The sequence below is a fragment of the Lactobacillus sp. XV13L genome (assembly GCF_059900875.1).
Window position 1 is genome coordinate 287,929 of sequence record NZ_JBWXGD010000001.1, and the last position, 12,409, is coordinate 300,337.

Consider the following 12,409-nt stretch of genomic DNA (forward strand, 5'->3'; position numbering starts at 1 on the left):
AGTAGTCTCCTTCTTATTTATCAAAATTCACAAATTCAGACAAAACTATATTTATAATCTACTACTTTATGTAACCGTTATCAATAGTGCTTTCAAAAAATACTTTTCACAAATTGTCAAAGACTACTTCTGGCCGTTTTGCAGAGTATACAGGTTATAGTAATAACCCTTATGGTTTAACAGTTCTTCGTGCGTGCCTCGCTCAACGATGCACCCGTTGTCGAGGACGATAATTTGGTCAGCATCAACGATGGTCGATAAACGGTGAGCAATCGCCAGGGTCGTCCGCCCCTGACGCAGGCGCCTTAAGCCCTGCTGGATCAACGTTTCGGTCTCGGTGTCCACGCTTGCGGTGGCCTCATCCAAAACCAAAATCTTGGGATCAGTAACCAGTGTTCGGGCAAACGAAATCAGCTGCCGCTGGCCCTGACTAAATTCGCTGCCCCCCTCGCCGACCTGGGCGTGGTATTTGCCCGGCAAGTTGGCAATGAAGCGATCGGCCTGAACCGTTTTAGCAGCATCTTCAATCTGCTCATCGGAAATATTTTGGTTATAGAGCCTAATGTTAGAGTTGATGTCACCGTAAAACATGAACGGTTCCTGCAGCACCAGCCCCATTTTTTTGCGCAATTCGGCCTTCGGGTATTTTTTAATGTCAACGCCGTCGATTAAAACCTGCCCCTGGTAGAACTCGTAAAAGCGCATCATCACGTTGATGATTGAGCTCTTGCCCGAGCCCGTATGACCAACAATTCCAAGCGTTTCACCCGGGTTGACGGTAAAGGAGATGTCGTGCAGAATCTCGTTTTGGCCGTCATACGAAAAGCTGACGTGCTTAAACTCGATCTTGCCCCGGGCAATCGTTAGTCCCTTCTGGGCATCCTGTGCGGGTTCATAGTCGGTGTTGTCCAGTATCCGGAAGATGCGCTTGCCCGCAACAATGCCGTCCTGGAAGAACGTCATCTGGTCCATCATGTTGGAAATGGGGTTAAAAAACTGTGAAATATACTGCGAAAAGGCGTAAACGACGCCGGCGGGCACGAACGTTGAGCGCAGCGGAAAGCCGAAGTACATCAGCGTCAGGGCCAGGGCCAGCGAATAAAGCAGGCTGGTCAGCGGCGACAGCAAAAGCGAGTTCAGGTTGATCATGTTGAAGCGGGTCTTCATCAGGGCCGAGTTTTCCCGCTCAAAGTTGCCGGTCATGCGCTCTTCCTGCTTGAACTGCTGGATCAGGGAAACGCCCTCAATTGATTCGTTCAGGTTCGTGTTGATCCGGCTGAGCCGCTCCCGGTAGTTGCGGTAGAGCTTAGAGGAGCGCCTTGAATACGCCCAGATAATGAGCAGGAGAAACGGCAGAAAGGCCAGCACGATTACCCCGGCCCAGAAGTTGGTCGTAAACATTGCGACCATCGCCGAGATGATAGAAAAGAAGGATATAACGACACTGGATAAAACCGTTAGAAAGTTGCTCAGGGTCATCGTGTCATTGGTCACCCGCGACACGATTGAACCGGCCGGCGTCTGGTCAAAGTAGCGCATGCCCAGCGTGTGCAGCTTCTCATAGAGCGCGGCCCGCAGGCCCTCCAGCGATTTTTCCGAACCCAGGGCAAAGAAGTACTCGTACGTGAACTGTAAAACGCCCTTGATCACTGAACCCAGCGCGTAAAGCAGCCCCGCAAATATGATTACCTGCGTAGTCACATCGGCCTTGACAAGATAATTATCCAGGAAGTACTGCAAACCGTAAGGCAGCAGCATGTTAATGACACTGACTAAAAAGGCGCCAATGCCCGCAACAATCATCTCGTTTTTGAAGTGCAGCACAAAACCCAAAAGGCGCTTAAAGATGCCGAGCTGCTCTTTGACCGGGATTTCTTGGGACCAAACGGATTGGTTCATGTTCTGTTCATCCATATTATTCGCCCACCTTTTCTTCTAGTTCCTGTCTCTGCCACATGTCGGCATACCAGCCCCGTTCAAGCAGCAGCTGGTCATGGGTCCCGCGCTCAACAATGCGGCCGTTTTTCAGCACCAGTATCAGGTCGGCGTTCATCACCGACGTCAGCCTGTGCGTTGCAATCAGCGTGGTCTTGCCCGCACGCTCTCTACGCAGCGAGTGCAGGATTGCCTGCTCTGTTCTAGCGTCAACCGCCGACAGCGCATCGTCTAAAACCAGTATCTGACTGCTCTTCAGCAGGGCGCGCGCAATCGACATCCGCTGTTTTTGGCCACCGGACAGCGAGACGCCGTTCTCCCCGACTAGCGTGTTGTAGCCGCCCGGCATTTGCAGGATGTCATTGTGCAGGTCACTCTTTTTAGCGGCCGCAACAATTGCGTCCGTACCCGTGTTGGCATCGGCGAACGCAATGTTCTTTTGAATGCTGGTTGAAAACAGGTAGTTGTCCTGCGGCACGTATGCAATCTGGCGCAGCAGCACGTTCAGCGGGATCTCGCGGATGTCATGGCCATTCAGCGTTATTTGGCCGTCGTAGCGGTCAAACTCACGCAGAAGCAGCTGAATTATCGTGGTCTTGCCCGCTCCCACCTTGCCGACAAGCCCAAGCGTTTGCCCCGTTTTCAGCGTAAAGTCAACGTTTTTCAGGACCGGAATCTGCGGCTCATCGGGGTAGGCAAATGACTTAACCTGAAACTTCAGGTCGCCCGCAATGTCGCCGGCACCTAAACTTTCGTCGGCATTTTGATCGGTAATTGCCGGCTTCTCGTCGAGCAGCTTTTCAATACGGTCGTAGCTGGCGCTGCCCCGCTCCAAAATGTTAAAGAGGTAGCCAATCGCAAACATCGGCCACACCATGTTGCCGATGTAGGCAATAAAGGAAACCAGCTGGCCAATTGTTAGAACCTTGCTGCTGACGAGCAGACCACCGTAAATAATCGTGATTGTGTAAGTCAGACCGATGAGAATCGTTCCCAGCGGGTCAAATAGCGCATCCCACTTGAAGACGCGCTTGTTGATCGTGATCGTATCATCGATCATCTTATCGAAGGCTGCAGTGTCGTCTTGACCCTGGCCAAAAGTCTTGAGCACCTTAATCCCCGACACGGATTCCTGCGTCTTGTTGTTCAGACGCGAAAAGGCTGCCTGCGACTTGTCGAAGGCATCATGGAGCTGGTCGCCCAGTTTCCACGCCCCCCAGGCCAGAAACGGCAGCGGCAAAAGCGCCACGACCGTCAGGCGCCAGTCGACAAAGATAATCATGGCAACCATCGTCGAGACGCTCATGATCAGCGAGTCAACCAGGGTCAAAACACCCTCACCGGCAACTTCTTGAACGGCGGAAACGTCATTGGTGGCATGGGCCATCAGGTCCCCGGTCCGGTGCCGCTGGTAAAAGGTGCGGTCCATTTCCATAAAGTGGGCAAACAATTTCGAGCGCAACTGCAATTCCAGTTCCGCGGAACCGCCCCAGATCTGCCGGCGCCAAAAGTAACGGAAGCCATAGAGCAGGAGCGCCGCCAGGATTATTGCCAGGATCAACAGGCCATACTCCTGCCAGCTGATGTGGCCCAGTTCCAACTGGTCAGCCATTAGCCCCAGAATGCGGGGCGGCACCAGGTTGACTATCGAGGTCAAGGCCAAAAAGGCAATGCCAATCAGGTAGCGCTTCTTTTCTTTTTTAAAAAACCAGCCTAGTTTAAAAAATATTTTCATAGCTCATCTATCTTCCATAAATAAAAAGGCGGAGACAATCCTCCGCCTTTATTCTCAATCGTGCAAGACCATTATTTTTGGTGCTTCATCATGTTCATCACCTGGTTAACCTTCTTGGCCGAAGGTTTTTGGCCCATCTGTGACATCATGGCAACAATCATGTCTTCATTGATTGGTGGATTATCCTTAAAATACTTCTTCATGTATGCTCTTGCACCGTAAAAACCGCCAATTAGGCCCAGCAACAGTGCTATTACAATTAAAAAGACTGCTAATCCCATATTCATAAAATGTTCACCTCAATTTGTCCAATAGTTATATCTTACCTAAAAATTAAGTAAAATTAAAGATAAACGTTAATCTTTTCTTAAACCTTTTTCCCGTTGAGCCCGTTTGGCCTTTTCAGACGTTACCTCACGTCCGTTTTTATCAATCAGAACCAGGTTTTCAACGTCCTGCTTAAAGCCCGCGCGGAAGTTCTTGATGAACTTTTGGTGTAACTCTTTACGCTCATCTTCCTCCTCAACGCTCAGTCCGACGGTCTTTTTCTTATGGTACAGTTCGTTGATGCGGTTGATCAACTTTTTTTCTTCGTCTTCAGTCATTATTTACACCCCTTATCCTAAAAAGTCTACCTTATTTCGTCCAATAAAAAAAGTTTAATTTCTTAGAACGTTTGTTTGCGTTTATGCCAGATATTTGCTAAAATATGCTTATCAACAGTTTGTCAAGTGCAAGGGAGCAAAATTATGACCAACATTCAGGATAATAAGCAAGTGCAAATTCTACGCTACATCTATGATACCGTCCAAAAGCGGGGGTTCCCGCCCACCGTCCGCGAAATCTGCCACGCGGTTGACCTGTCGTCCACTTCGACCGTTCACGGCCACCTCTCCCGAATGGAACGCAAGGGCCTGATCATTAAGGACGCAACGAAACCGCGCGCACTGGAAATAACCGACGAGGGCAAGAAGCTGCTTGGGCTCAAGCCAACCGAAATTCCCGTTGTCGGGGTCGTCACGGCTGGTCAGCCCATTTTGGCGGTGGAGGACATTGAAGACTACTTCCCGCTGCCGCCCGACCTTGCCAACGATGCGGGCGACCTGTTCATGCTGCGGGTACACGGCGAGAGCATGATCAATGCCGGTATTCTGAACGGCGACAATGTTATCGTACGCAAGCAGAGCACCGCGACCAACGGTGAAATTGTCGTCGCCATGACCGATGAGAACGAGGCCACCGTCAAGCGTTTCTACAGGGAAAAGGATCACTTCCGCCTGCAGCCGGAAAACGACACGATGGCACCGATCATTCTGGAGAACGTGCAGATTCTGGGCAAGGTAGTCGGCCTTTACCGCAGCAATATTTTCTAGTTGCTACTGCCCGAGTTGTTTCTCCCAATCTATTCGGGCAAACGGGCTCTTGCCCTTCAATACAGCCGTTTTGCCAACTCATGAATTCCACAATTCAGGGGTTGGCCGGACGGCTTTTTTGTTGCAGAAGAAATCGTGCGCTGCCCCACCCTTCTTGCCTGTCCGTTAGCGGCGACGCCGCCTTGACGTCGGGGTGCAGCTGGTGCTTTAATTTTGCAAAGGAGAAAAATCAATGAATTACTTAACCTGTTTCTTAACCATTTTATACGGCGGCATCATGGGTTTGGCGGCGCTGGCAGCCCACAAAACCTTGCCCGTCTGGCTCGTTGCAGCCAATTTTCTGCTGGGCGCTGGCGTCGTCCTTGCCGGGCTAACGGACCGGCCCACAATCGTTACGGGTTTCCTGCTCGCCCTTTTAATTGTCGCCGCGGTCAACGGCATGGCACTCCACCATCGGGTTGACTGGAGCCACTGGCTCGTCCGCTTCTTCCTGACCATCCTGCTGATTGGGCTCAACCTCAATTTTTAGTTAATTTAAAGGACGCAAGAAACGCATGCGGGACGGCTGATGAAGGGGCAGGCGCCGCCTACCACCTGCCAAAAGCGGTATGCGGGACTTTCCACATCTACTGTATAATCACGCTTCACAAATACTGGGCCTGGTTTAAAACAATAAAGCCTGTCAAACCAGCATTATTGTTTTTGCTTGTGAAATTTCCATCCGTTCCACGGTCGTTTCATGGCTGCTGCTTTTCACAAAGTTGGGACTAGGGGTTATCCAGAATCTGGGCTGCAAGGTCAAGTGCCTCTTCGTGTGCGTCCCTGCCCCAGCCCCGTCCTGCATGCTGGTCCAGGTCACTGAGCGAGTCCGCCGTAAACAAAACCTGGGCAAAATCAACGCCGCGGAATTGTGCACAAGCCGCCAGTGCCGCGCATTCCATCTCCACGCAGGACGCGCCCAGGGCCTTAAACTGCTGGGCCTTTTGCGGCGTTTCCCGGAAGAAGCCATCGGTAGTCCAGGTCGTGACCTCCTTGACCCGCACTCCGTTCGTACCCATCAATTTTTCCACGCGCGTCAAAAAGGACGACCGCAGGTCAATGAAATTCTGCGCTGGCGCATAGTGCATGGACGTCCCTTCGTCGCGAATTGCCCTCGTTGGCACCAAGAAGTAGTTTTCGGGCAGGTCGACCAAAACGCCGGCCGATCCGATTGCCAGTACCTGCCTAACGCCGTAGCCAACCAGCCAGTCCAAAAGCTGTACGGCTGCCGGGGCGCCCAATTTAGCCTGGCAGAACGTGACCGTTTCGTTTGGCAAGTCAACCGCGTAGATTGGCGTCAAGCCCTCAAAGCAGTCGAACTGGCCGAGGACGCGGTGCGGGTGCTGGGCCAAAAAAGCGTCAATGGCATCGCTTGTGATAAAGCCAAACAGCAACTTGGCCGGAAAGTGGTAGTGCGTTTCGGCCTTTTCGTGGTCGGGTTCGATGACGGCGCGCGGGCTAGCATCAAAGTCCGCCAAAAACAAGTTTTCCATAGTAGTTTCCTCCACAAATTATATTGCTATCGATTTTACCATAGCCAAAAAAAGAGAACCACCCCGCAACAGGATGGTTCTCTTTAATTTAAGCGGATTAACGGCGCTTTTCTGCAATTCTAGCAGCCTTGCCGTGACGATCACGCAGGTAGTAGAGCTTGGCACGACGTACACGACCGTGACGCAGCACCTCAACCTTCGCTACACGCGGGTCGTTAACCGGGAAGGTACGCTCAACGCCAACACCGGAGGCCATCTTACGAACAGTGTAAGTAGCACCAATACCGGCACCCTTCTTCTTGATAACAACGCCTTCATACATCTGAATACGCTCGTGCGTTCCTTCAACAACGCGGACGTGAACACGAACAGTGTCACCGGCGCGGAAATCAGGAATGTCATCACGCAATTGTTCTTTGGTCAATTCTTGAATTAATGGATCCATTTTTTTCTCCTTCTACGGCATTCATGGGCGCTCTTTAGCCCCAGCGGAACACCCCTAATTATTAGTGCAAACAAAATTGCACCTTGATTATTCTAGCAAACAAATCCGCTGAAATCAAGCGCGGTCCTCCTCACGCTTGACCTCTTCCAGCATCTTCTTCTCCGCGCTCGACAATTCATACTTTGCCAATAGGTCAGGGCGGTGCAGGTAGGTTGCACGCAGCGCCTCCTTGTGGCGCCACGCGGCAATCTTCTGGTGGTTGCCGGACAAGAGCACCGCCGGCACCTTCATCCCGTCCAGGTCTTCCGGTCTGGTGTACTGGGGGTACTCGAGCAGGCCGTGGGCAAAGCTTTCCTCAAAGGGCGACGCAGCGTTGCCCAGGATGCCGGGAAGAAGACGCACCGTTGCGTCAATCATGCTCATGGTCGGCAGTTCACCACCGGTCAGGACGTAGTCGCCAATCGAAACAACCTCATCGGCCAGGTCGTACACCCGCTGGTCAAAGCCCTCGTAGTGTCCGCAAATGAAGGTCAGGTTTTCTTCCTGCGACCACTCCTGGGCCATCTTCTGGTTGAAGGTTTGCCCCTGCGGCGCGGTGATGATCACCTTGCCCTTAACGGCCACCGTGTCAAGGGCCTTCTTGATTGGCATGACCTGCAAAACCATGCCGGCACCGCCGCCATACGGCGAATCATCCACGTGGTGGTGCACGTCGGTGGTGAAGTCACGGAAGTTGATCAGGTTGAGCTGCCACTTGCCGTCTTCCAGGCCCCGCCCCAGCATCGACGTGGTCAGGGGCGTAAACATGTCCGGAAAGAGAGTCAAAACGTTAATCTTCATCGCGCAAACCCTCCAGTAGTTCAACGTAGACCTTCTTATTGGCAACGTCAATTTTTTTCACGACCTGGTCGATATAGGGAATCAGGTACGTGCGGCCGGATTCCTCGGTAACTTCCCAGACGTCGTTGGCTCCGGGAGACTCGATGCTGGTGATCGTGCCCAAAAAATGCCCCGTCTGGTTGTCAATCACCGTGCAGCCAATGATATCGCGGTAGTAATACGCCCCCGCGGGCAATTCGTGCTGATCCTCTTCACTAACGACCAGGATCTTGCCCCTGATGCGCTCGGCTTCATTAATGTCAGTGATTTGGGCAAACTGCACCAGCCAAAACTGCTTGAAGGGGCGACTGCTGCTAACCGTCAGCACCTGGCTCTCGTTACCCTTGAGCGCCAATTTGCTGCCCGGGGCAAAGCGCTCGGCGGGAAAGTCCGTGATTACCTTGACTTTCACTTCACCTGCCAGACCATGTGTCGTCAATACTTGCGCAACATCGTAAAATTGCATTTTTTCTCCTAGTCAACAAAGAAAAAAGTTTGAAGCAGCTGGCTCCAAACTTTTAACTGACAAATTCATTATTTGGTGAATTTTGATTCATGCAGCTTCTTCATTAAGCCGGCACCTGAAAGCAGTGACCGAACAGTGTCTGAAGGCTGTGCGCCCTTCTTCAACCATTCAAAAATCTTTTCTTCATCAAGTTTCAGTTCTTTTGGTTCTGAAACTGGGTTGTAGAAACCAACTTCTTCGATGAAACGACCGTCACGAGGCATTCTGGAGTCCGCAACAACGATTCTGTAGAAAGGCTTTCTCTTGGCACCCATGCGGCGCATACGAATTTTTACTGACATAATTAATTCCTCCTAAAAGTTACGAACATTAATATAGCACTTTTTTTGATGGGTGTAAAGTGTTTTTACTTAACAGGCAAAACAACCATAGACGCCTGCTAATTATGAATGATAACGTTTGACCTTCAGACGTTTTTTCTTGTTTTTCTTAAACTTCTTGCCCATGTGGCGCATTGCCATCTTGGCCATCGGCGAGTCCATTCCCGGCAGCTTGTCCATGCCCTTGAAGTTGCCCTTGGTGATCTTGCTCATCATGTCGCGGGCCTGCTTGAACTGCTTAATCATGCGGTTAACCTCGACAATCGGTCGACCGGAACCCGCCGCAATCCTCCTTCTGCGACTCGGGTTGAGCAGTTCCGGATTTTCGCGCTCCTGCGGGGTCATGGAAGAAACGATGGCCTTGACGTGCGTAATCTGACTTTTATCAAAATTAATGTTCTTAAGCTGGGGGTTGTTGGCCATGCCCGGAATCATCTTCATGATCTGGTCCAATGGTCCCATCTTCTCAACCTGGTCCAGCTGGTCAACAAAGTCGTTGAAATCGAAGGTGTTTTCCTTCATCTTTTCGGCAACTTCCTCGGCCTTCTTGGCGTCATAGTCCTCCTGGGCCTTCTCAATCAGGGTCAGCATGTCGCCCATGCCGAGGATTCTTGAGGCCATCCGGTCCGGGTAAAACGGCTCCAGGTCGGTCAGCTTTTCGCCCTGACCGGTGTAGATGATCGGCTTGCCCGTGACGGCCCTGATCGAAAGGGCCGCACCACCACGGGTGTCGCCGTCGAGCTTGGTCAGGATGATGCCGGTAATGTCCAGGCGGCTGTCAAAGCCCTTGGCAACGTCCGTAGCGGCCTGACCGGTCATCGCATCAACGACCAGCAGAATGTTGTCGGGCTGGGCTACCTGCTTGACCTGCTCCAGCTCTTCCATCAGCGGTTCGTCAATTTCCAAACGGCCGGCGGTATCGATGATAACGTAGTCGTTCTTATTTTGCGCGGCCTGCTTCAGGCCGTTTTCAACGATCTGCGCAACGTTCTTCTGGTCCCTTTCGCTGTATACCGGTACCTGCAGCTCATCGCCAATCTGCTGGAGCTGGTCAATGGCTGCGGGGCGGTAGACGTCGCCGGCAATAAAGAGCGGCCGGGCCTTTTCCTGCTTCATCAAGCGGCTGGCCAGCTTGCCGACCGTCGTCGTCTTACCGGTACCCTGCAGGCCGACCATCATGATAACCGTCGGGATGTGTTTCGACTTGTTCAAAGTTGCGGCACTCGTGCCCATCATCTTGGTCAATTCATCGTTGACAATCTTGATGACCTGTTGACCCGGATTCAGACTCTCCTGGACCTCCTTGCCCAGTGCCTCCTCCTTGATTTTCTTGATAAAGTCCTTGACCACCTTGAAGTTAACGTCGGCTTCAAGCAGAGCCAGTCTGATCTCCCGGCTGGCAGCATTAATGTCTTCCGCCGAAATTTTGCCCTTGCCCGTTAAATTGCGCAGCGCCTTCTGAATTCTTTCACTCAAATTTTCAAAAGCCATGAATTACTCTCCCCTCATTTTCGTCAATAATTCGTCGATTCTTTGTCTGGCTTTTTCTGGTTTCCCCTGCTTTAGCAGTCCAGAAATACCCGTTAATTCTTGCTCAATATCATCATAGTCCCGCTTCAGGTGCAGCTTAGCTTCATAATTGCCCAAAAGCTTGCGGCAGCGCCGCAGGTTGTCATAGACCGCCTGGCGCGACACGCCGTGGTTAGCCGCAATCTCGCCCAAAGAAAGATCATTGTAGTAATAGTCAGAAAAATAATCCTGCTGGTTCTGGGTGAACAGAGCACCGTAATATGCGTACAGGTCGCCTAATTCTTCATTTTTTTCGAGTTCATTCATTAACTTTCACCTTGAACCAGTATAGCAAAAATAGCGGCTATTGACGATTGAAAAAGCCAAGATTAGGCCCCCCCAATTCCGTAAATCTTGCTTTTTGGCCTGAATATCTGTATGATTACCATTGATTATTTTTAACAACCAACTTATTATTTTTAATATAATGATGTTATTAATGTTAAAATATTTTAATTGCGGCGCTTAAAGTTTGACCTGAGTGCCGTCTTTTTATTTAATCCTGCAAGGGTCACTAAAAGCATGACTACTTCGCACAATGCCAGTCACGTTAACGGTTACTCCGCGCTCCGGATTGCCGCCTTTTAGCGCCCATCTTAGTAACAAAGGAGTATATTTTACGTGAATTTATGGAAAGCAATGAACCGGAAAGAAGATCCCAGCATCTACCAGCAAAAAGACGGGCGGCTGGTTCGGACGCTCAAGGTGCGGGACTTTCTCGCCCTCGGGGTGGGCACAATCGTGTCAACGTCGATTTTCACCTTGCCCGGTGAGGTGGCAGCACTGCACGCCGGGCCCGCCGTTGCCCTCTCCTGTATCATCGCTTCGATCGTTGCCGGCCTTGTTGCCTTCGCCTACGCCGAGATGGCGGCGGCAATGCCGTTTGCCGGCTCCGTCTACTCGTGGATCAACGTCATCTTCGGCGAATTCTGGGGCTGGATCTCCGGCTGGGCCCTTCTGGCCGAGTACCTGATCGGAATGGCCTTCATCAGCTCGGGGCTTTCCGCCAACCTGCGGGCCCTGATTGCGCCCTGGGGCTGGAAATTGCCGCGTGCACTGGCCAACCCGCTCGGCGTTAGCGGCGGCATCCTTGACTTGGTTGCGCTGATTGCCATCGTAATCGCTGCCATTCTTGTTAGTTTTGGCGTTTCCAAGGCTTCACGCGTCGAAAACATCCTGGTCGTCGTCAAGGTATTGGCCATCCTCTTATTTGTGGTCGTCGGCCTCACCGTAATAAGAAAGGCCAATTTCTTGCCCTTCATTCCCCACTACCGCCAAACGCCACACGGACCTTTCGGTGGTTGGCAGGGAATTTATGCCGGCGTCTCGATGATCTACATTTCCTTTTTGGGCTTTGATACGATTGCGTCTAATTCGGCGGAGGCGGTCAACCCGCAAAAGACGATGCCCCGCGGCATTATCGGCTCCCTTCTGATTGCCGTCGTCCTGTTCGTTGCCGTCAGCCTGGTACTGGTCGGCATGGTGCCCTACCATCAGTATCTGAACTCGGCCGAACCCGTTGGCTACGCCTTAAGACAAACGGGCTATGGCAAAATTGCCGTCATCGTTCAGGGTATCGCCATCTTAGGCATGTTCACCGCGCTGATTGGTCTTGCCATGGCCAGTTCCCGCCTCGTCTATTCCTTCGGCCGCGATGGCATGATGCCGAAGGCGTTAGGAAAATTGAATAAAGACCACCGCCCGGCTAACTCGCTTTGGACCGTCGCAATTATCGCGATTGTGATCTCGGCCTTCATCCCCTTTTCGTTTCTGACCCAGCTTGTTTCCGCAGGAACGCTCATTGCATTCATGTTTGTTTCCATCGGCATCTACAAATTGCGCCCGCGTGAGGGGCTCGACATCGCTGACCCGGCCTTCAAGGTGCCCCTTTACCCGGTTCTGCCCGGTCTCGCCTTTCTGGGCTCTTTAGCGGTCTTCTGGGGCCTTGATAGCCAAGCCAAAAAATACATGCTGGGCTGGACCATCATCGGACTGTTCATCTACTACCTGTATGGAATCCGCCATTCGGCAATCATCACCAAACAGTAAATTTAATACTCAAAAAGCCGCGAGCAGAAATTACGCTCACGGCTTT

The 12,409-nt window shown here is 51.7% G+C and carries 14 protein-coding genes; 3 read left to right on the forward strand and 11 right to left on the reverse strand.

The annotated features are described in order from the left end of the window. Window positions 1-123 precede the first annotated feature (123 nt). The 4 genes from AC2JF6_RS01340 to AC2JF6_RS01355 all read right to left on the reverse strand — a co-directional run bounded on the left by AC2JF6_RS01340 (window position 124) and on the right by AC2JF6_RS01355 (window position 4,275). Entirely contained in the window at window positions 124-1,914 is a 1,791-nt protein-coding gene (locus AC2JF6_RS01340; RefSeq protein ID WP_500728954.1) for an ABC transporter ATP-binding protein, read from the reverse strand. Window position 1,915: 1 nt separating this feature from the next. Further along, window positions 1,916-3,670, reverse strand: a complete 1,755-nt coding sequence (locus AC2JF6_RS01345) for an ABC transporter ATP-binding protein (protein ID WP_500728956.1) — start codon at window positions 3,668-3,670, stop codon at window positions 1,916-1,918. A gap of 71 nt (window positions 3,671-3,741) precedes the next feature. Continuing rightward, on the reverse strand, window positions 3,742-3,957 hold the full coding sequence (locus tag AC2JF6_RS01350) for a YneF family protein (protein WP_500728957.1): 216 nt from the start codon (window positions 3,955-3,957) through the stop codon (window positions 3,742-3,744). A gap of 69 nt (window positions 3,958-4,026) precedes the next feature. After that, entirely contained in the window at window positions 4,027-4,275 is a 249-nt protein-coding gene (locus tag AC2JF6_RS01355) for a DUF896 domain-containing protein (protein ID WP_500728958.1), read from the reverse strand. A 144-nt stretch (window positions 4,276-4,419) separates the two neighbouring features. Here AC2JF6_RS01355 and lexA point away from each other — a divergent pair, with 144 nt between their 5' ends. Continuing rightward, window positions 4,420-5,043 carry a transcriptional repressor LexA gene (gene lexA / locus AC2JF6_RS01360; RefSeq protein WP_500728959.1) on the forward strand — a complete coding sequence of 208 codons (624 nt, stop codon included), beginning with the start codon at window positions 4,420-4,422 and terminating at the stop codon, window positions 5,041-5,043. A gap of 232 nt (window positions 5,044-5,275) precedes the next feature. Continuing rightward, entirely contained in the window at window positions 5,276-5,572 is a 297-nt protein-coding gene (locus tag AC2JF6_RS01365; RefSeq protein WP_500728960.1) for a hypothetical protein, read from the forward strand. Between the two features lie 238 nt (window positions 5,573-5,810). On the opposite strand, the gene AC2JF6_RS01370 is transcribed toward AC2JF6_RS01365, so the two are convergent. The 7 genes from AC2JF6_RS01370 to ylxM all read right to left on the reverse strand — a co-directional run bounded on the left by AC2JF6_RS01370 (window position 5,811) and on the right by ylxM (window position 10,581). Beyond that, the gene (locus AC2JF6_RS01370; protein WP_500728961.1) at window positions 5,811-6,575 is read right to left on the reverse strand and encodes a nucleoside phosphorylase; all 765 of its coding nucleotides are present in this window, start codon (window positions 6,573-6,575) and stop codon (window positions 5,811-5,813) included. Window positions 6,576-6,672: 97 nt separating this feature from the next. Continuing rightward, window positions 6,673-7,020, reverse strand: a complete 348-nt coding sequence (rplS, locus tag AC2JF6_RS01375; protein ID WP_500728962.1) for a 50S ribosomal protein L19 — start codon at window positions 7,018-7,020, stop codon at window positions 6,673-6,675. 114 nt (window positions 7,021-7,134) lie between these two features. Further along, window positions 7,135-7,860, reverse strand: coding sequence for a tRNA (guanosine(37)-N1)-methyltransferase TrmD (gene trmD, locus AC2JF6_RS01380; RefSeq protein WP_500728963.1), 726 nt, complete (start codon window positions 7,858-7,860; stop codon window positions 7,135-7,137). Further along, complete coding sequence (gene rimM, locus AC2JF6_RS01385) at window positions 7,850-8,365, reverse strand: ribosome maturation factor RimM (protein WP_500728964.1); 516 nt, start codon at window positions 8,363-8,365, stop codon at window positions 7,850-7,852. The genes trmD and rimM overlap by 11 nt, the downstream gene beginning before the upstream one ends. 68 nt (window positions 8,366-8,433) lie before the next feature. Then, a complete protein-coding gene (rpsP, locus tag AC2JF6_RS01390; protein WP_500728965.1) occupies window positions 8,434-8,706 on the reverse strand; it encodes a 30S ribosomal protein S16 in 273 nt (90 codons plus the stop codon). A 102-nt stretch (window positions 8,707-8,808) separates the two neighbouring features. Next, window positions 8,809-10,236, reverse strand: a complete 1,428-nt coding sequence (gene ffh / locus AC2JF6_RS01395; protein ID WP_500728966.1) for a signal recognition particle protein — start codon at window positions 10,234-10,236, stop codon at window positions 8,809-8,811. A 3-nt stretch (window positions 10,237-10,239) separates the two neighbouring features. Further along, window positions 10,240-10,581, reverse strand: coding sequence for a YlxM family DNA-binding protein (gene ylxM, locus AC2JF6_RS01400; protein WP_500728967.1), 342 nt, complete (start codon window positions 10,579-10,581; stop codon window positions 10,240-10,242). Between the two features lie 354 nt (window positions 10,582-10,935). Between ylxM and AC2JF6_RS01405 the strand changes: the two genes are divergently transcribed. After that, a complete protein-coding gene (locus tag AC2JF6_RS01405) occupies window positions 10,936-12,363 on the forward strand; it encodes an APC family permease (protein ID WP_500728968.1) in 1,428 nt (475 codons plus the stop codon). Window positions 12,364-12,409 lie beyond the last annotated feature (46 nt).

Bases quoted from the DNA above. Each gene is read 5' to 3' on its own strand.
- AC2JF6_RS01345 (WP_500728956.1), bottom strand. From the start codon at position 3,670: ATGAAAATATTTTTTAAACTAGGCTGGTTTTTTAAAAAAGAAAAGAAG.
- ylxM (WP_500728967.1), bottom strand. From the start codon at position 10,581: ATGAATGAACTCGAAAAAAATGAAGAATTAGGCGACCTGTACGCATAT.
- AC2JF6_RS01340 (WP_500728954.1), bottom strand. From the start codon at position 1,914: ATGGATGAACAGAACATGAACCAATCCGTTTGGTCCCAAGAAATCCCG.
- trmD (WP_500728963.1), bottom strand. From the start codon at position 7,860: ATGAAGATTAACGTTTTGACTCTCTTTCCGGACATGTTTACGCCCCTG.
- AC2JF6_RS01365 (WP_500728960.1), top strand. From the start codon at position 5,276: ATGAATTACTTAACCTGTTTCTTAACCATTTTATACGGCGGCATCATG.
- lexA (WP_500728959.1), top strand. From the start codon at position 4,420: ATGACCAACATTCAGGATAATAAGCAAGTGCAAATTCTACGCTACATC.
- AC2JF6_RS01370 (WP_500728961.1), bottom strand. From the start codon at position 6,575: ATGGAAAACTTGTTTTTGGCGGACTTTGATGCTAGCCCGCGCGCCGTC.
- ffh (WP_500728966.1), bottom strand. From the start codon at position 10,236: ATGGCTTTTGAAAATTTGAGTGAAAGAATTCAGAAGGCGCTGCGCAAT.
- rimM (WP_500728964.1), bottom strand. From the start codon at position 8,365: ATGCAATTTTACGATGTTGCGCAAGTATTGACGACACATGGTCTGGCA.
- rpsP (WP_500728965.1), bottom strand. From the start codon at position 8,706: ATGTCAGTAAAAATTCGTATGCGCCGCATGGGTGCCAAGAGAAAGCCT.
- AC2JF6_RS01350 (WP_500728957.1), bottom strand. From the start codon at position 3,957: ATGAATATGGGATTAGCAGTCTTTTTAATTGTAATAGCACTGTTGCTG.
- rplS (WP_500728962.1), bottom strand. From the start codon at position 7,020: ATGGATCCATTAATTCAAGAATTGACCAAAGAACAATTGCGTGATGAC.
- AC2JF6_RS01355 (WP_500728958.1), bottom strand. From the start codon at position 4,275: ATGACTGAAGACGAAGAAAAAAAGTTGATCAACCGCATCAACGAACTG.